The organism is Ruegeria sp. H7 (genome assembly GCF_056532945.1).
The window spans coordinates 278,571-294,123 of sequence record NZ_JBQFNZ010000001.1 but is presented as its reverse complement, the minus strand read 5'-3'; the positions used below and the strand labels follow the sequence as shown (position 1 = coordinate 294,123).

At 58.1% G+C, this 15,553-nt stretch carries 14 protein-coding genes and 2 tRNA genes; 5 read left to right on the top strand and 11 right to left on the bottom strand.

Going from position 1 to position 15,553, the window contains the following annotated elements; translation table 11 throughout:
• Window positions 1-30: 30 nt before the first annotated feature.
• Window positions 31-1,770 (bottom strand): ABC transporter substrate-binding protein, encoded by a 1,740-nt coding sequence (locus ACR0AC_RS01435; protein WP_170451615.1) that lies wholly within the window; start codon window positions 1,768-1,770, stop codon window positions 31-33.
• 542 nt (window positions 1,771-2,312) lie between these two features.
• Between ACR0AC_RS01435 and ACR0AC_RS01430 the strand changes: the two genes are divergently transcribed.
• Complete coding sequence (locus tag ACR0AC_RS01430) at window positions 2,313-3,092, top strand: DeoR/GlpR family DNA-binding transcription regulator (protein ID WP_480581738.1); 780 nt, start codon at window positions 2,313-2,315, stop codon at window positions 3,090-3,092.
• Between the two features lie 39 nt (window positions 3,093-3,131).
• Here the strand turns inward: ACR0AC_RS01430 and ACR0AC_RS01425 are convergent.
• From ACR0AC_RS01425 to ACR0AC_RS01400, 6 genes are all read right to left on the bottom strand, one after another.
• Window positions 3,132-3,206: transfer RNA gene (locus tag ACR0AC_RS01425), tRNA-Glu, on the bottom strand.
• Window positions 3,207-3,232: 26 nt separating this feature from the next.
• A tRNA-Glu gene (locus tag ACR0AC_RS01420) sits at window positions 3,233-3,307 on the bottom strand.
• A 107-nt stretch (window positions 3,308-3,414) separates the two neighbouring features.
• The gene (gene recJ / locus ACR0AC_RS01415; protein ID WP_480871694.1) at window positions 3,415-5,157 is read right to left on the bottom strand and encodes a single-stranded-DNA-specific exonuclease RecJ; all 1,743 of its coding nucleotides are present in this window, start codon (window positions 5,155-5,157) and stop codon (window positions 3,415-3,417) included.
• Window positions 5,158-5,251: 94 nt separating this feature from the next.
• Window positions 5,252-6,232 (bottom strand): class II fructose-bisphosphatase, encoded by a 981-nt coding sequence (gene glpX, locus ACR0AC_RS01410; RefSeq protein WP_480871693.1) that lies wholly within the window; start codon window positions 6,230-6,232, stop codon window positions 5,252-5,254.
• Window positions 6,233-6,303: 71 nt separating this feature from the next.
• Window positions 6,304-7,590, bottom strand: a complete 1,287-nt coding sequence (locus ACR0AC_RS01405; RefSeq protein ID WP_170621564.1) for a homoserine dehydrogenase — start codon at window positions 7,588-7,590, stop codon at window positions 6,304-6,306.
• 118 nt (window positions 7,591-7,708) lie between these two features.
• Window positions 7,709-7,957 (bottom strand): hypothetical protein, encoded by a 249-nt coding sequence (locus ACR0AC_RS01400; RefSeq protein ID WP_170621565.1) that lies wholly within the window; start codon window positions 7,955-7,957, stop codon window positions 7,709-7,711.
• A gap of 102 nt (window positions 7,958-8,059) precedes the next feature.
• Between ACR0AC_RS01400 and ACR0AC_RS01395 the strand changes: the two genes are divergently transcribed.
• Entirely contained in the window at window positions 8,060-8,647 is a 588-nt protein-coding gene (locus ACR0AC_RS01395; protein ID WP_170621566.1) for a TetR/AcrR family transcriptional regulator, read from the top strand.
• 23 nt (window positions 8,648-8,670) lie between these two features.
• Here the strand turns inward: ACR0AC_RS01395 and ACR0AC_RS01390 are convergent, their stop codons facing one another.
• Complete coding sequence (locus ACR0AC_RS01390) at window positions 8,671-9,582, bottom strand: pirin family protein (RefSeq protein WP_170621567.1); 912 nt, start codon at window positions 9,580-9,582, stop codon at window positions 8,671-8,673.
• A 221-nt stretch (window positions 9,583-9,803) separates the two neighbouring features.
• On the opposite strand from ACR0AC_RS01390, the gene ACR0AC_RS01385 reads away from it, so the two are divergent.
• Window positions 9,804-10,217: a hypothetical protein gene (locus ACR0AC_RS01385; RefSeq protein ID WP_170734489.1), complete on the top strand. Its 414-nt coding sequence runs from the start codon at window positions 9,804-9,806 to the stop codon at window positions 10,215-10,217.
• Here the strand turns inward: ACR0AC_RS01385 and ACR0AC_RS01380 are convergent.
• Genes ACR0AC_RS01380 through ACR0AC_RS01370 form a run of 3 tightly spaced genes read right to left on the bottom strand, consistent with a single transcriptional unit; the run spans window position 10,214 to window position 13,303 of the window.
• Entirely contained in the window at window positions 10,214-10,816 is a 603-nt protein-coding gene (locus ACR0AC_RS01380) for a TadE/TadG family type IV pilus assembly protein (RefSeq protein ID WP_480871692.1), read from the bottom strand. The genes ACR0AC_RS01385 and ACR0AC_RS01380 overlap by 4 nt on opposite strands.
• Entirely contained in the window at window positions 10,803-11,405 is a 603-nt protein-coding gene (locus ACR0AC_RS01375) for a TadE/TadG family type IV pilus assembly protein (RefSeq protein WP_480871691.1), read from the bottom strand. Before ACR0AC_RS01375 ends, ACR0AC_RS01380 begins: the two co-directional genes overlap by 14 nt.
• The gene (locus ACR0AC_RS01370; RefSeq protein ID WP_480871690.1) at window positions 11,402-13,303 is read right to left on the bottom strand and encodes a pilus assembly protein TadG-related protein; all 1,902 of its coding nucleotides are present in this window, start codon (window positions 13,301-13,303) and stop codon (window positions 11,402-11,404) included. Before ACR0AC_RS01370 ends, ACR0AC_RS01375 begins: the two co-directional genes overlap by 4 nt.
• Before the next feature lie 327 nt (window positions 13,304-13,630).
• Here ACR0AC_RS01370 and ACR0AC_RS01365 point away from each other — a divergent pair, with 327 nt between their 5' ends.
• Both ACR0AC_RS01365 and ACR0AC_RS01360 read left to right on the top strand, forming a co-directional pair.
• Window positions 13,631-15,061, top strand: coding sequence for a Glu/Leu/Phe/Val family dehydrogenase (locus ACR0AC_RS01365; RefSeq protein ID WP_170451596.1), 1,431 nt, complete (start codon window positions 13,631-13,633; stop codon window positions 15,059-15,061).
• A gap of 129 nt (window positions 15,062-15,190) precedes the next feature.
• Complete coding sequence (locus tag ACR0AC_RS01360) at window positions 15,191-15,487, top strand: hypothetical protein (RefSeq protein WP_170451594.1); 297 nt, start codon at window positions 15,191-15,193, stop codon at window positions 15,485-15,487.
• Window positions 15,488-15,553 lie beyond the last annotated feature (66 nt).

Genomic DNA, 15,553 nt, shown 5'->3' with positions numbered 1-15,553 from the left:
CGGGCTGAAGCCCGGCCTACGATGTTGCGTTTACTGGGACTGCCAGCGCTGAACCAGTTCGTCATAGTTGACGGTCTGACCCTGCGGCTTTTCGTTCTCCAGCTTCGCCTTGGGCGAACCGGCCTTTTCCAGCCAGAAGGACGGATCCTGCGGCTCGTTCAGGCGGGGGCCACAGCCGCCGTAGACATTGGCTGCTTCGTCCGCCGCCTGCATCCGGGACATGGTGATGTCCATCTCTTCGGCCAGACGATCCATCGCCTCTTGCGGAGTGAACGCGCCCGAGTTCACGTCACCGATCTGCTGCCACCAGATCTGGGCCAGCTTCGGATAATCCGGCACGTTGATGCCGGTCGGCGACCAGGCCACACGGTCAGGCGAGCGGTAGAACTCGACCAGACCACCCAGCTTGGGCGCGCGTTCGGTGAACGACTCGTGATTGACCGAGCTGTCGCGTGCGAAGGTCAGACCCACGTGGGATTTCTTCACATCGACAGTTTTCGACGTCACGAACTGAGCGTACAGCCAGGCCGCCTGAGCACGATCCGAAGGGGTCGATTTCAGGAAGGTCCACGACCCCACGTCCTGATAGCCAACCTTCTGGCCTTCTTCCCAATAGGGGCCATGCGGGCTGGGCGCCATCCGCCATAGCGGCGTGCCTTCGTCGTCGACAGTATTGTTGCCTTCGGACTTCGGCTTGACCATGTCGGCGGTAAAGGCGGTGTACCAGAAGATCTGCTGGGCCACGTTGCCTTGGCTAAGCGCGGGCAGCGACTGGTAGAAGTCATAGGACGCCGCACCCGGAGGGGCGTAAGCCCGCAGCCATTCATCCCATTTGCGGATCGCATAGACCGCAGCCGGACCGTTTGCAGCACCACCGCGCGACACCGAAGCGCCAACCGGATTGCAGGTGCCCGCTTCCATGCGGATGCCCCATTCATCGACCGGAACACCGTTCGGCTCGCCCACGTCACCGGCACCGGCCATCGACAGCCATGCGTCGGTCATACGCCAGCCCAAGTCAGGCGCGCGTTTGCCGTAGTCCATATGGCCATAGATCGCCACACCGTCGACTTCCTTGACGTCATTGGTGAAGAATTCGGCGATGTCCTCATAGGCCGACCAGTTGACCGGAACGCCCAGATCATAGCCGTATTTCTCTTTGAACGCGGCTTTGTTGGCTTCGTCATCGAACCAGTCCTTGCGGAACCAGTAGAGGTTCGCAAACTGCTGATCCGGCAGCTGATACAGGTTGCCATCCGGGCCAGTGGTGAACTGAATGCCCATGAAGTCATCCAGATCCAGCGTCGGTGAGGTTGTCGCCGCCCAGTCGCCGCCCATCTGTTCGGTGAGGTTATAAGCCAGTTGCAGGCGCGAGTGGGTGCCGATCAGGTCGCTGTCATTGACATAGCCGTCATACAGGTTTCGGCCGGTCTGCATCTGGGTTTGAACGGCCTGAACCACTTCGCCCTCACCAAGTATCTGATGATTGACCTTGATACCGGTGATTTCCTCGAACGCTTTGGCCAGAACCTCGGATTCATAGGAATGCGTGGGGATGCTTTCCGACAGAACGTTCAGTTCCATTCCGGCATAGGGTTCGGCAGCTTTGATGAACCACTGCATTTCCGCCATCTGTTCGTCTTTCGACAAGCTGGACGGCTGGAACTCATCATCGATCCAACGCTGTGCTGCGGCTTCGTCGGCCCAAACGGGACCGTGCCCCGCAATGACGGCGGCCGCCGCCACTGCGGAAAGTAGATGTCTCCGCATCTGTCTCCTCCCAAAGATTATGGTTGTCCGGCGCTAACCGGATGGCGCTCAGCATCAGCGATTTTTTGCATATGTGTCAAACTAAATTTTTAGTAAATGAGGGTCGGAGAGGAATTCGGATGCGAACCCCGCGCCGTTTCTTGGTTCGCATCTTGTATCTAAGTAATTGTAAAGTAATATTTAAAAAGCGCAATCAACCTTGGGATACGTGACGCGTTCGCGTGAGAATAATCGATGCCCTGAACCCATATGCTCTGAAATTCTGTTCCGAAGACCGACGGCGATACACCTTATATGCGGCTGTTTTTGGCTCATTTGGCGGACACTGTTTTTAGGGGCCAATTACACGCTCGCAGCCCTACGGCGCAGCCAGAATCGCGATTCGCCCCCAATGCCAAGGCAATGGCCCCCTCATAGTACCGATCCGCGCTGTTGCCCGAATAACCAACCCTGCCAGAGATCGCAGTGCGAATTGTAAATCTGCTGGATTTGCCGGCTCGGCTTCGTAGTTTGTACGCCAGTTTGATTTTTCGGAGCCGACCTTGAAAAAGCCCGTCCTCAATACCCATCGCGAGCTTGAACTGCTGGACGCCCTGAAACGTCTTGGCGGGACGGCCCGGAACTCGGAACTGGCCACGATGTTGAATGTCTCCGAAGAGACGGTGCGTCGTACGATCAAAGCCTTGTCCAGCGCCGGCACAGTCGAACGCGTTCATGGCGGTGTTTATCTGGCGGGGGCACAGGGCGATCCCGGATTTTTCCGCCGTATTTCGCAACATGCTGACGAAAAACGCCTCATAGCGCAGCATGTCGCGCGGATGGTCAGGGACCGGATGACCATCTTTCTGGACGTCGGATCGACGACCGCTTTTGTGGCAGAGGAACTGCGCCATGCCGAGAACCTGACCATCGTGACAAACTCAATCGTGGTGGGGCTGACCCTGGTGGGCGTCAATGGCAACCGGGTGCATTTGTTGGGGGGCGAGATGCAAAGCGACGAACGGGGAACATTCGGCCACGTGGCGCACCGGCAGCTGCAGCGTTATGCCTTTGACCTTGCGATCCTCAGCACCGACGCGATTTCGGACAGCAAAGGGTTTTTGTATCAAAGCCTTGGCGAGGCGGATCTTGCATCCGTCGTGGTGCAGAATGCGGATCAGGTTGTGATGGCGGCAGCGCATTACAAATACGACGTATCGGCACCCTATGTGGGCCCGGATCCGCGCCGGATTCACATATTGGTAACGGACAAAGCCCCGGACGGAGCGCTGGCCGATCAGATCGCAGAATGGGGCATAGACATGCAAATCGCGTCTGCCTGAGCCATCGCAGCCGTTTTCGTTCGCGATATAGGAAGGAAATGGCAGCCCGTAGGGGAATCGAACCCCTCTTTCCAGGTTGAAAACCTGGCGTCCTAACCGATAGACGAACGGGCCACTGGGTATTGGCGCACAAGCAAAAATGGCAGCCCGTAGGGGAATCGAACCCCTCTTTCCAGGTTGAAAACCTGGCGTCCTAACCGATAGACGAACGGGCCACGCTGGCTTGTGGAGGGCCTTTTACGGTTTCACCCCGACCCCCGCAAGCCGAAAAATGCAGGGATGCGAAAGTTTTTTGGTGGCTCGAAACAGACCGGAAATCCGCTCAATTGGCCTCCGCCGCATCCTCAAGCCGAAGCTGTACGTTTTGACGACCACCCCAGGAATTTACTTCGAGCCGGCCTGCAAAATGAAAGCGCGCGCCGCCGTGGTTCGAAAGCCTCTCGCCCAAGGGCCCGTCGAATGCCCCAAAGGCGATGGCGTCCAACCCGCTGCTCAGCCCGTCGGACAGGGAAAGTTTCAGATGCGACTCGCCCACGCGTTTGGCAAACCGTACTTGCAGATCGGGCAGGGCATAGCGTGGGGCAGGGGCGCTGGCCCCAAAAGGGCCTGCCTTTTCAATCTGTTCGATCAGATCTACTGTGGCCGCGCCGGGCATCAAAGCACCATCCAGCTTCAGGTCCGCCGGGCCGCCTTGCCCGGCGCCCTGTTTCGCCAGCAGTTCCGACAGACGTTCCATCGCCGGTTCCAATTGGTCCCGCATCACGGTCAGCCCCGCCGCCATTTTGTGGCCGCCGCCTTTGACCAGCAGCCCTTCGGCCGCCAGCCGCTGGATCGAAGCCCCCAAATCGACACCCGACACCGACCGGCCCGATCCTTTGCCCTCATCCCCGTCAAAGCCGATGACGATGGCGGGGCGGTTCGCGGCTTCTTTTAGGCGCGAGGCGACAATTCCGACCACACCAGGATGCCAGCCCTCGCCAGCGGCCCAGACAAGCGGCGCGGCCAATCCGCGTTCTTCCGCCTGTTCCAGCGCTGCGGCGCGCACGGCATTTTCAATGTCACGTCGTTCGGAATTCAACGCATCCAGTCGCTGTGACAGGGCCTCGGCCTCGGTCATCGAGTCGGTGCTGAGCAACCGCGCGCCCAGATCGGCCTGACCGATGCGCCCGCCCGCATTGACCCGAGGCCCCAGCAGAAACCCAAGGTGATAGCTGTTTGGTGCGGAATCCATCCGCGCCACATCCGACAGGGCAACAAGACCGGGCCGTTGCCGCCCGGCCATGACCTTCAACCCCTGTCGAACCAAAGCCCGATTGGCCCCGATCAAAGGGGCCACATCGGCGACGGTGGCCAAAGCGACGAGGTCCAGCAAAGACACCAGATCCGGTCCCTTCGCCCCGGCTTCACGCATTTGCCGCCCGGCCTCAACCAGCATCAGAAAGACCACCCCAGCGGCGCAGAGATAGCCCAGATCGCCGCTTTCGTCCTGACGGTTCGGGTTCACGACGGCGACACAGTCAGGCAGGGTCTCTCCACCCAGATGGTGATCCAGAACGATGACATCCGCGCCTTTGGCCGCCGCGATTGGCTTATGACTCAAAGTGCCGCAATCAACGCAAATGATCAGGTCGTGCCGCGCCGCCAATTCCTGCATGGCGGGAACATTCGGCCCATACCCCTCATCAATCCGGTCGGGCACATAAAGCGTCGCCTGCAACCCCATCTGACGTAACCAAACCAGCAGCAAAGCTGCCGAACTGCCGCCATCTACGTCATAGTCCGCGAAAACCGAGATCCGCTGTTTGTCCCGAACAGCTTTCAGAAACCGCGCCGCCGCAACTTCCATATCCTTCAAGCTGCGCGGATCCGGCAACAGCTCTTTCAGCTTCGGCTCCAGAAACCCCGCCGCCTCCATCGGAGGAACACCGCGCCGCGCCAGCACCTGACAAACCGCGCGCGGCAGGTCGGCTTGTTGGGCCAGCATCTCGGTCGCGCGCTCAACCTCGGGCGAGGGGCCCACCCAACGCCGCCCCGTCAAAGATTGCTCCACCCCAAGAAAACCCATCGCGCCCCTCATGTGCCAAGGCCGGACCCTTGCGGACCCGGCCTCTTCATCTTTTTACAAATACTCTCGCCGAAGGCATCGGCGCAAGCCGCTATCAAGTGTCGTGCGACCACATCGGCGTTCGGTAGGACATACGGCGGACTGAGCCAGTTTTCGAGCGCATCAGCAGAGTCGTGGTCTCAACCCAACCCGGCTCACGCTTGATGCGCGGCAGCAGCGATCCACCCGTCACACCGGTCGCGGCAAAAATTACATCTGCGGTCACCATTTCGTCGCGCGCATAGACGCGGTCCAGATCGGTGATGCCCGCTTTGGCTGCACGGCCACGTTCGTCATCATTGCGGAACAGCAGACGGCCAAAAATCTGACCCCCCATACATTTCAGCGCGGCTGCGGCCAAAACGCCCTCGGGCGCGCCGCCTTGACCCATATACATGTCGATGCCGGTCACTTCGCTTTCGGCACAATGCATCACGCCCGCCACGTCACCATCGGTGATCAGGCGGATCGAGGCTCCGGTCTCGCGCACTTCGGCAATCATCGTCTCATGACGCGGGCGTTCCAGAATGCAGACGGTGATATCGGCAGGCTCGCAGCCTTTGGCCTTGGCCAAGGCCTCAACACGCTCACGCGGGCTCATGTCCAGATTGACAACGCCTTCGGCGTAGCCCGGACCCACGGCCAGCTTGTCCATGTAGACGTCCGGCGCGTGCAGCATCGAACCGCGCGGACCCATGGCGATCACGGTCAGCGCGTTGGGCATGTCCTTGGCCGTCAGCGTGGTGCCTTCCAGCGGGTCCAGCGCGATGTCCACTCCGGGGCCGTTCCCGGTGCCGACCTCTTCACCGATATACAGCATCGGAGCTTCGTCCCGTTCACCTTCACCGATGACGACCACGCCCGCGATATCCAGCAGGTTCAACTGCTCGCGCATCGCGTTGACCGCGGCCTGGTCGGCGGCTTTCTCGTCACCGCGCCCCACCAGCGAGGCCGAGGCAAGCGCCGCCTGTTCTGCAACCCGCGCAAGTCCCAATGACAACAGGCGGTCGTTAAAATCGATCTTGGCAGCACTCATGCGATGTATTCCTTTGGTCGGCAATGACGGTACGTCTGGCATAGCCTGCACGAGGCGCAGGCCGCAAGGGGTCAGACCTGTTCGATCCGCAAGGCGACAGGTTCACCGGCAACAACATCCGTGTCGCGGAACCCGTCCAGCGCCACGTCCAGAGTGGCGCGTGTGGTCTTATGCGTCACGATCAGAACCGGCGCGGTGTCGTCGCTGTGCCCATACTGGCGCATCCGGTCGATCGAAACCCCGGCATCGCCCAGAATGGCCGCGATTTTGGCCAGTGCGCCCGGTTTGTCGAACAGGGCCAGCCGCAGATAGTAGGGGGCGGGCAGGCCGGTGCGGGCCGGGGTGGCGTCTTCCAGCGAATTCGCCGGGCGGCCGAAGGTCGAGATTTGCAGCCCACGCGCCAGATCGCAGACATCGCCCATCACCGCACTTGCGGTCGGGCCTTCCCCTGCACCGGGGCCACGCAGAACAACCTGTTCCACCGCGTCGCCTTCGATCACGACCATATTGGTGCCGCCTTCCAACTGACCCAGTGGTGAGTCGCTGGGCACAAGACATGGCTGCATCCGCTGTTCCAGACCGCGTGCCGTCCGCTGGGCTACGCCCAGCAGTTTGATGCGAAAGCCCATGTCATGGGCCTGATCGATATCTTCCAGGCTGATTTGTTGAATGCCTTCGATCTCGATCCCGTCGAAATTTGGTTTGGTGCCAAACGCGATCGACGACAACAGCGCAAGTTTATGCGCCGCGTCGATGCCGCCGACGTCGAGGTTCGGGTCCGCCTCAAGATAGCCAAGCTCGGCACATTCATCGAACAGCGCGTTATAGCCCTGACGCTGCGATTGCATCCGGGTCAGGATATAGTTGCAGGTGCCGTTCATGACGCCCATGACGCGGGTAATTTCGTTCCCGGCCAGACCTTCGGTCAGGGATTTGATCACCGGGATACCGCCCGCCACGGCGGCCTCGAACCGGATGACGCGCCCTGCGGCCTCGGCCTGTTCCGCAAGGTCCTGACCGTGGATCGCCAGCAGCGCCTTGTTGGCGGTGACCACATCCTTGCCGCTGGCCAGCGCCGCCTCGACCGAGGCTTTGGCCGGACCGTTCTCGCCGCCCATCAGTTCCACATAGACATCAATGTCGTCGCGCTTGGCCAAAGCGACCGGATCAACCTCCCACGCATAGTCAGAGAGGTTCACGCCGCGATCCTTGTTGGGGTCGCGGGCCGACACGGCCACGATTTCGATCCGACGCCCCGTGCGGGCCTGCAGCAGATCCGCATGACGGCGGATGATCTTGACGACACCCACACCAACCGTTCCCAAGCCCGCAATTCCAAGCCGCAGCGCCTGTGTCATTCCGTGGGTTCCTTTCCGCTCGACATGTTCTGAAACCGGACGCTTTTGTCCGTTCAGCGCTGCCTTAGCGGGTTCAGGCCGGGGGTGCAATCCGTCACTAGGCCCTGACCGGTTTAAGCTAGTTGGTTTCAGCGTTCTGAAGCGCTTCGGCCTTTTTCTTCAGCGCCTCGCTGCGGGTGGTCAGGTCTTCTTCGACCTCTTCCGCCTCGCTGACAGGATCCACCGGTGCGCCCAGCGTGTCCTGCAGCGGGATCAGACGTGGATAGGCGGCTTTTTGGATCCCGCGCGGTTCGACCCCGTCCAACTCCGGAATATCGGCACAGCTTGCCAGAACAACCGTCAGGATCAAAAAGGGCAAAGCTTTCATCGACAAAGGCTCTCTCTGGCGCAGGTCCCCCCGTGATGCACCTTTTGCCGGATCGGATCAAGCGGGCTTCTATCTGAACGTTTGTTCAGATACGGTGTTTTCATGGCACGCACACAGGGATCACATTCGGACATCACCGGACCGCGCATTCGCGGCGCCGCGTTAAGGCTTTTTGCCCGTCACGGCTATGCGGCGGTGTCGATGCGCCAGATCGCAAAAGAGGTCGGGGTACAGGCCGGGGCGCTTTACAACTACACCCCGGACAAACAAAGCCTGCTGTTCCGCCTGATGCGCGAACACATGCAGGATCTGTTGCAGGCCTATGCCGATTTGAACACCGCATCCGATCCGCAAGAGGCGTTGCGCCGCTTTGTTGGTTTCCATATCCGGTTCCATCTGGAACGCCCGGACGAGGTCTTTATCGCCTATATGGAGTTGCGCAATCTGACGCCCGAGAACTTTACCGAGATCGAAGACCTGCGCCGCCGATACGAAGACGCGCTGGAAACGATCCTGCACAAGGGCCAGCAAGCGGGTGAATTTGCGATTTCGGACACCAAGATCGCGACGCTTGCGGTGATCGCAATGCTGAACGGCGTCATGACATGGTATCGGGCCGGAGGGCGGCTGTCGCTGGACGAGGTCGAGCAGATTTACTGGGACATGGTTCGCCGCGCGGTCGCGGCCTGACCGAAGCCAGGCCGCTTTGACGGCTAATGCGCCGGGCGGATGAAGGTGCCGTTGCGCAGTTCGCGAAACGCCTGTTCCAGTTCGGCCCGCGTGTTCATCACAATCGGGCCATGCCAGGCCACAGGCTCATCAATCGGCGCGCCCGAGATCAGCAGAAAGCGCACGCCCTCGGGCCCGGCCTGAACGGTGACCTCATCGCCTGTTCCAAAGCGCACCAGAGTACGGTCACCGGACATATCGCGGATGTTCACCTCTTCCCCGGCAATTTCTTTTTCCAACAGAACGCCGGTCGGCTGCGAGGCATCGGCAAACGCGGCCTGCCCCTGAAAGACATAGGCAAAGGCGCGGCGGTAGGTATCGATGCGAAAGGTCTTTTTCACACCCGCCGGGATCTGAACATCCAGATACTGAGGGTCCGCTGCAATGCCATCCACCGGGCCGGTCTTGCCCCAGAACTCACCCACAATCACGCGCACGATTGTGCCGTCATCGTCGATGACCTCGGGGATGTCCTTGCTTTGCACATCCTGATAGCGCGGCGCAGTCATCTTCTGGGCCGAGGGCAGGTTGCCCCAAAGTTGAAAGCCATGCATCTGACCGCTGGTATTCCCGTGCGGCATCTCCTGATGCAGAATGCCCGACCCGGCGGTCATCCATTGCACATCGCCTGCGCCCAGCGTGCCGCTGTTGCCAAGCGAATCCGAATGCTCGACCGTTCCGGCCAGCACATAGGTGATGGTTTCGATCCCGCGATGGGGGTGCCATGGAAATCCGGCCTGATAGTCCTGCGGACGCTCGTTGCGGAAATCATCGAACAGCAGAAACGGGTCCAGTTCCGACGGATCCTGAAATCCGAACGCGCGATGTAATTTGACGCCAGCCCCTTCCATCGTGGGCATGGCTTTGCGGGTTTCCAAAGTGGGTCTCAGGGACATGAGTGCCTCCTATTCCTTTGCACAGCATGTAACCCCTGCATTGCTGCGGTCAATTTGCATAAACCCACTGGACTTGTGCGAATTTGTGCAGATATCGGTGGCCCTGTTTTTCCGTGGAAAAAGCGGATAGACGGGTCCCGTACAAAGCGGAGGCATCCATGCAAGATGAAGTGCTGGCAACAATAGAGGCCTCAGCGCCCAGACGCTGGGCGGGGGTTGCTATGTTGTCAACTGTTGGCCTTCTTGTTCTGTATGTCGCCTTTGCCACCCCACCCGCGCTGGTGTGGCAGATTTTCCTGCTGATCGTTGGTGGGGCGGCTATGTGGCTGGCCTATCGCGTCTGGCACGCAACGCAGGACCGGATCGAACTGACCCGTACCGAACTGCGCACCGGAACAGGGCAGGTGATCGCAATCGTGGACGAGATCGAAGCGGTGGACCGGGGCGTGTTCGCCTTCAAGCCGTCAAACGGATTTCTGGTCCGCATGCGGTCGAAACCGGGTAACACCTGGGCACCAGGATTGTGGTGGCGGCTTGGACGACGTGTTGGCGTCGGCGGCATGACCGCCGCCTCCGAGGCCAAGTTCATGTCAGAAATGCTCTCGGCCATGCTGATGGAGAGGGAAGGGGTTTAGCAGTCGTCAGCTGCGACAATCTGCGTATATCCACGCGGTTGAGTGAAAATAAACTTGTCGATGGCGAACGAATGATCCCCGTACCCGATTCTGAAGGGTCGAGTATACCAGTCTTTTGTTTCGACCAGGATCATTGTGGCCCTGTCCGCCATTACAGGAATACGCCCTTTGAATTCTTCGTTAAGAGTTTGGTTATCCAATTCGTCAAAGCTGTCGCCTCGGACGCAAGACCAGAGCTTTTCGTAGCTTCCTCCGTCCGCTTCGTTTTCGCCCGCGTTAAAGCGGACGAAAGAAATTCGCATAGACACAGTTGACCGGTCTGCGACCATGAATTTTTGCAGGTCATACATGTTCGAAATGTAATTGGCCGTAACCAAGTTCTTTTCGCGAGAAAGAATGTCAGCGACTGCATAGGCCGCCTTCAGGTTTCGAGCGCTTTGACGATAGCCGTCAAAGAATGTGTAGGAGGCCCAGATTGACCAGAACAGAAGCGGAAAAATCATGACCGCCTCGATGCTCACGATCCCGTCCTCCTTGCGGAAGAAATGTGCGAGCCGATTGGCTGTTGGTTGAACGATGTAGTTCTTAAAACGGTTCATGGACAAACACCGTTGTTGAATGCAGTTCGTACTGGCCGTCTGGGTCTTGTTGGGCCAATCGTCCCAGCGTTGTGCCAAAAAACAGCGGATCGACTTCAATGCAAGCCCGAACGACCATCAATTGATTGGACGTACCGGGCGTGAACAACTGGTCTTCTTTTCCGCGCACTTCTTCAGGCGTATCAACGCAATAAGGGTTGCTGAATACGCTGCCGAGATCTGACTCGGGATTGTCGCTGAAGATACTGTCTTCAGCGTAAGGATTGATCGAGAGCATTTCCAATGCCAGGTTGTCGAAACAATCCGGGATGACGCCAGCCTTGTCGCAAATGATCTGTTTCAGCAAGGTATGCGTCCACACTGCGCCGATGCTAGAATCGTATTCTTCAATACGGTTCATACGGACGTCCTGAATGGTCTCATCCAGTGCCCGTTCCAAGTTGGTGTGGTTCCAGGCCACGATCCCCATTTCGACACCGGAATAGGTTGTCATCATGAAGACCGGGAACCAGAACACGAATTCAATAGTGGCCATTCCGTCTTCTTTGCCGCGAAATCGGCGCAGATTATTTACAAGGCGTGTGATCATTGTGTGAGCCTCAGGTTTCGAATGCTCGATGTAATCGAAGCAAACACGTTTGGCAGATCTTCTGGTGTGGCTTCATAATATGTTCCGACGTCCGTGCGGCAATGCTGCATGATCGCGCGGCCCGCGCTCGGGGCTTCCAATGAGATAGTAAAGATTACGACACCCATTTGGTCTTTCGCGTAGGTGCACATCGAGCGCACACGAGGATCTTTCGTACCCTGGCCGCTTGATGAAACGGCGTCATAGTAAAAGTCGTAGGCCCAGCTAGAACCGTAGTAGTCATAGAAGCGCTGGTACAGGTTGTATCGCGTTGCTCGTTCCCACAACTCTGGCCATGTCAGATTGTCCGAAGGCTGTACGTCTAAGTCGAGGTAGGTTTTTACGCGCGGATTGTCCCTATCAAGGCTTACGCATTCACCCGTGGTACCGGAGAAGGCCAGGCAACGGTACTGAATAAACCCCCTTACGTACTCACCGGTTGGGTCCACTTCTTCAGCTGTCGCGACGCTGTCCGCGTTTACGTAAGTGAGGGTATCGGTGTTTACAATCGTGTTGCCAAAGCAAGTGGGCTGGAGCTCGTCTCTAACCCAATACGCGCCGCCATTTGACGAGTCCCATTCGATCATGTCGACATCTGGCCAGATGTAGTCTGTATCGAATTCAATGGTGATTTCGTCATTTTCATCCAAATCTGCGTATGAAACGTATTCGTTCAGCCCATCGTTCCAGCAAACGCCGGACTTACCATCGCGGTAGGGATCGTTCGTCCAGTATTGGGTCGTATTCGCACCGTCCGTCATAAGTATCATAACTTTGAGTGTATCACCGCTTCGCGGGTTGTCCGGGCGAGATGCGAACTCGGATGGAACATCACCTGCGGCCGCCATCTGCGCAACTACGGGTTGGAAGCTGTCGTCAAGCAGGGTCAGGCCCCATTTAACGCCAAGGTCGATCGACGTATTCCCATCCGCGACAAACGATTCAATTTTATCTTTTAGAAGGTCTGCATCCTTCTGAAAGATCATTGCTTCACGGTTCTCGTCGGTCTCACAAATTTCGCTGTAGACCAGATTGTTATTCACCGGGCGCTGGTCGTAATTGTTCCAAGGAGTGAAATGCAGTGTGCGATCATACACCAGGTTCAGATCGAAATCGCTGGTCTGAAATTGAGCGGTTTCAAAGTTGATGCAATTTGCATGCGGATTAACACCGTCGGTGTTCAGGTATCCCATCACAGAATCCGGCAGCGCAACTTGCGTCGCGTAAGGAATGATCGAAATCGACATTTTGCCGTCTTCGGATTTATCGACCATTTCCTGCACAAATTCCTGTGCCGCCAGTTTCAGCGTCGTAAGGCGGCTGTTCCGGTTCATCGAGCCAGAAACATCCAGAACCATCGAAATCTCGACATTCCCCAGCGCTTCTTCCGCGGCGCTGACAACCGAAGTCGTGATCGTATCAACGTCCCACCACTGCATGAAGTGCATTTTGACGGGCATAACTGCGGTCGCCTCGACGCGACGGAAACCTTCAATGGTCACAGCGTCGGAACCGCAAAGGTTTGCAGGTTCGATGACAATTTGATCCTTCAGAAGAAATTCTTTTAAACCTTCTTTATCCAGATAATCTTCGATGACTTCTGTGGGGCAAAGGTCCTGCGCCAGGTCGGTCGCCGCCAAAACTGCACGATCCAGCGAGTATTGAAGCCGCGCGCGCTCGTGGTCAAAGCGCATGATGTCAACGGCAAATCCTCCGACGGCAAATACGATCATTATAAGGACCAGCGTAAAGATCGTCATGGTCCCGTCTTCTGACCGGACAAACGAATGCGGCGCAGATCCATGCCGGTCTGCGCGCTTTGGTTTGTCGATAATCCGCTTCCAGTCAAATTTCTTCATAATGAGTCCCTCTGCCGGTCAGGCACACTGATCTCAATCCGTCGCAACTTTAATAAATTAGCCGTGGAACGTGGCGAGATTTGGGCGCCTTTGCCACTATGATGCTATTATTGAATGAAAATCGGCCGCAGTTTGGGGTTGCTTGTCAGCTTTGTTTCGTCAGGGCGAACAATTCCCAGGGGAGTCTTAACCGGACGACTCAGGCCCTTAGCCGATAACCAATCCTTCAGGAAGTGATGAAAAAAAGTGCAAGAGAAGATTGCAGCATCGAGTAAGTGGTGCGACAAAACGTCATGACGTTTGTCAGTTACCGGTACGGAGGATTTTATGACCGGCATCAAAGAACCCAGCTTTCGTGAGAGTGTAGACCTGATGTTCAACAGGGCGGCGTCCCTGATGGATATGCCCCCGGGGTTGGAGGAAAAGATACGGGTCTGCAACGCCACCTACACGGTGCGGTTCGGTGTTCGATTGCGCGGCGAAATTCACACGTTCACCGGTTATCGTTCGGTTCATTCCGAACATATGGAGCCTGTAAAAGGCGGTATTCGTTACGCCACGGCGGTCAACCAGGACGAAGTCGAAGCGCTGGCCGCGCTGATGACCTACAAATGTGCGCTGGTTGAAACGCCCTTTGGCGGCTCGAAAGGCGGGCTATGCATCGATCCGCGCCAGTATGAGGAACATGAGCTGGAGCAGATCACGCGGCGCTTTGCCTATGAGCTTGCCAAGCGTGACCTGATCAATCCGTCGCAAAACGTTCCGGCCCCTGACATGGGGACTGGTGAACGTGAAATGGCCTGGATGGCCGACCAATACGCGCGGATGAACACAACCGACATCAACGCGCGGGCCTGTGTGACCGGCAAGCCGCTGAACGCGGGTGGCATCGCCGGGCGGGTCGAGGCAACGGGGCGCGGCATTCAGTATGCTCTGCGCGAGTTTTTCCGCCACCCGGAAGACATCGCCAAAGCCGGGTTGTCCGGCAAATTGGACGGGAAACGCATTGTGGTGCAGGGGCTCGGCAATGTGGGCTATCACGCTGCGAAATTCCTCAGCGAAGAAGATGGCTCGCGCATTGTGGGGATCATCGAATGGGATGGGGCGCTGTATAACCCTGACGGTATCGACGTCGAAGCCGTGCGCCAGTGGATCGTCAAGCATGGCGGTGTCAAGAATTACCCGGACGCGACCCACTCTGCCGAAGGCGGGGCCGTGTTGGAGGCCGAATGCGACATCCTGATCCCGGCTGCTTTGGAAGGTGTGATCAATCTCAGCAACGCTGAGCGCATTCAGGCGCCGCTGATCATCGAAGCCGCGAACGGTCCGGTGACGGCCGGGGCCGATGAAATCCTGCGCAAGAAGGGCACGGTGATCATCCCTGATATGTATGCCAATGCGGGCGGTGTGACGGTGTCCTATTTCGAGTGGGTCAAGAACCTCAGCCATATTCGCTTTGGCCGGATGCAGCGCCGTCAGGAAGAGGCGCGGCATGAGCTGATTGTCAGCGAATTGGAGCGGCTCGATCGCTATCTCGGTGATGCCTGGTCGATGTCGCCGGACTTCAAGGCCAAGTACCTGAAGGGCGCGGACGAGCTGGAGCTTGTGCGGTCAGGCCTGGATGACACCATGCGCATTGCCTACCAGTCGATGCGCGAGGTCTGGCACAGCCGCGACGATGTCGAGGATTTGCGGACCGCGGCCTATATTGTCGCAATCGACCGCGTGGCCAGCAGCTATCGGGCCAAGGGCCTCTGATCTCGGCCGGAAGGGGGGCGGTTGGTCCGCCCCCTCATGAAACACCAACAACCTTTCCGAAATGGGCAATGGCAGGTCTGGCTGCGGGCGGGTAAGCTGCCGTCGAACAAACGATTCCGGGAGACCTAAATGTTGCGTATCGCTATCGCCGCCGCTGTGCTTGCCACGCCCTTGGCCGCTGCTGAAACCAAGGAAGAAAGCTGCAAGTATCAGGCCGATGTGGTTGCCGCGATTCAGCAGGCGCGTTTGGACAGGGTGAAGGAACGCGATGTCCCGCAGGCGGTTGCCGACAGCAGTCCGACCTGGCCCGAGAACTACAATGCCGCGATCCCGCTGATCACGCCCTGGGTCTACGAACAGAAGATGCGCGACGTGCGTAAAAAGGACCTCGGTGCCGCCTGGTTGGAGCTGTGTTTGCAGCAGTAATCCACAATCCCGCATTTCCTTGTGGATAAGCCCGTGCCTTCCCCTTGGCGCGGGTTTTCATTTCTG

What these genes read in the sequence shown, in the direction of transcription:
- ACR0AC_RS01385 (WP_170734489.1), top strand. Translation starts at nt 9,804, where the DNA reads ATGTTGTCAACTGTTGGCCTTCTTGTTCTGTATGTCGCCTTTGCCACC.
- ACR0AC_RS01380 (WP_480871692.1), bottom strand. Translation starts at nt 10,816, where the DNA reads ATGAACCGTTTTAAGAACTACATCGTTCAACCAACAGCCAATCGGCTC.
- ACR0AC_RS01400 (WP_170621565.1), bottom strand. Translation starts at nt 7,957, where the DNA reads ATGAAAGCTTTGCCCTTTTTGATCCTGACGGTTGTTCTGGCAAGCTGT.
- glpX (WP_480871693.1), bottom strand. Translation starts at nt 6,232, where the DNA reads ATGAGTGCTGCCAAGATCGATTTTAACGACCGCCTGTTGTCATTGGGA.
- ACR0AC_RS01365 (WP_170451596.1), top strand. Translation starts at nt 13,631, where the DNA reads ATGACCGGCATCAAAGAACCCAGCTTTCGTGAGAGTGTAGACCTGATG.
- ACR0AC_RS01405 (WP_170621564.1), bottom strand. Translation starts at nt 7,590, where the DNA reads ATGACACAGGCGCTGCGGCTTGGAATTGCGGGCTTGGGAACGGTTGGT.
- ACR0AC_RS01375 (WP_480871691.1), bottom strand. Translation starts at nt 11,405, where the DNA reads ATGATCACACGCCTTGTAAATAATCTGCGCCGATTTCGCGGCAAAGAA.
- ACR0AC_RS01390 (WP_170621567.1), bottom strand. Translation starts at nt 9,582, where the DNA reads ATGTCCCTGAGACCCACTTTGGAAACCCGCAAAGCCATGCCCACGATG.
- recJ (WP_480871694.1), bottom strand. Translation starts at nt 5,157, where the DNA reads ATGGGTTTTCTTGGGGTGGAGCAATCTTTGACGGGGCGGCGTTGGGTG.
- ACR0AC_RS01395 (WP_170621566.1), top strand. Translation starts at nt 8,060, where the DNA reads ATGGCACGCACACAGGGATCACATTCGGACATCACCGGACCGCGCATT.
- ACR0AC_RS01370 (WP_480871690.1), bottom strand. Translation starts at nt 13,303, where the DNA reads ATGAAGAAATTTGACTGGAAGCGGATTATCGACAAACCAAAGCGCGCA.
- ACR0AC_RS01435 (WP_170451615.1), bottom strand. Translation starts at nt 1,770, where the DNA reads ATGCGGAGACATCTACTTTCCGCAGTGGCGGCGGCCGCCGTCATTGCG.
- ACR0AC_RS01360 (WP_170451594.1), top strand. Translation starts at nt 15,191, where the DNA reads ATGTTGCGTATCGCTATCGCCGCCGCTGTGCTTGCCACGCCCTTGGCC.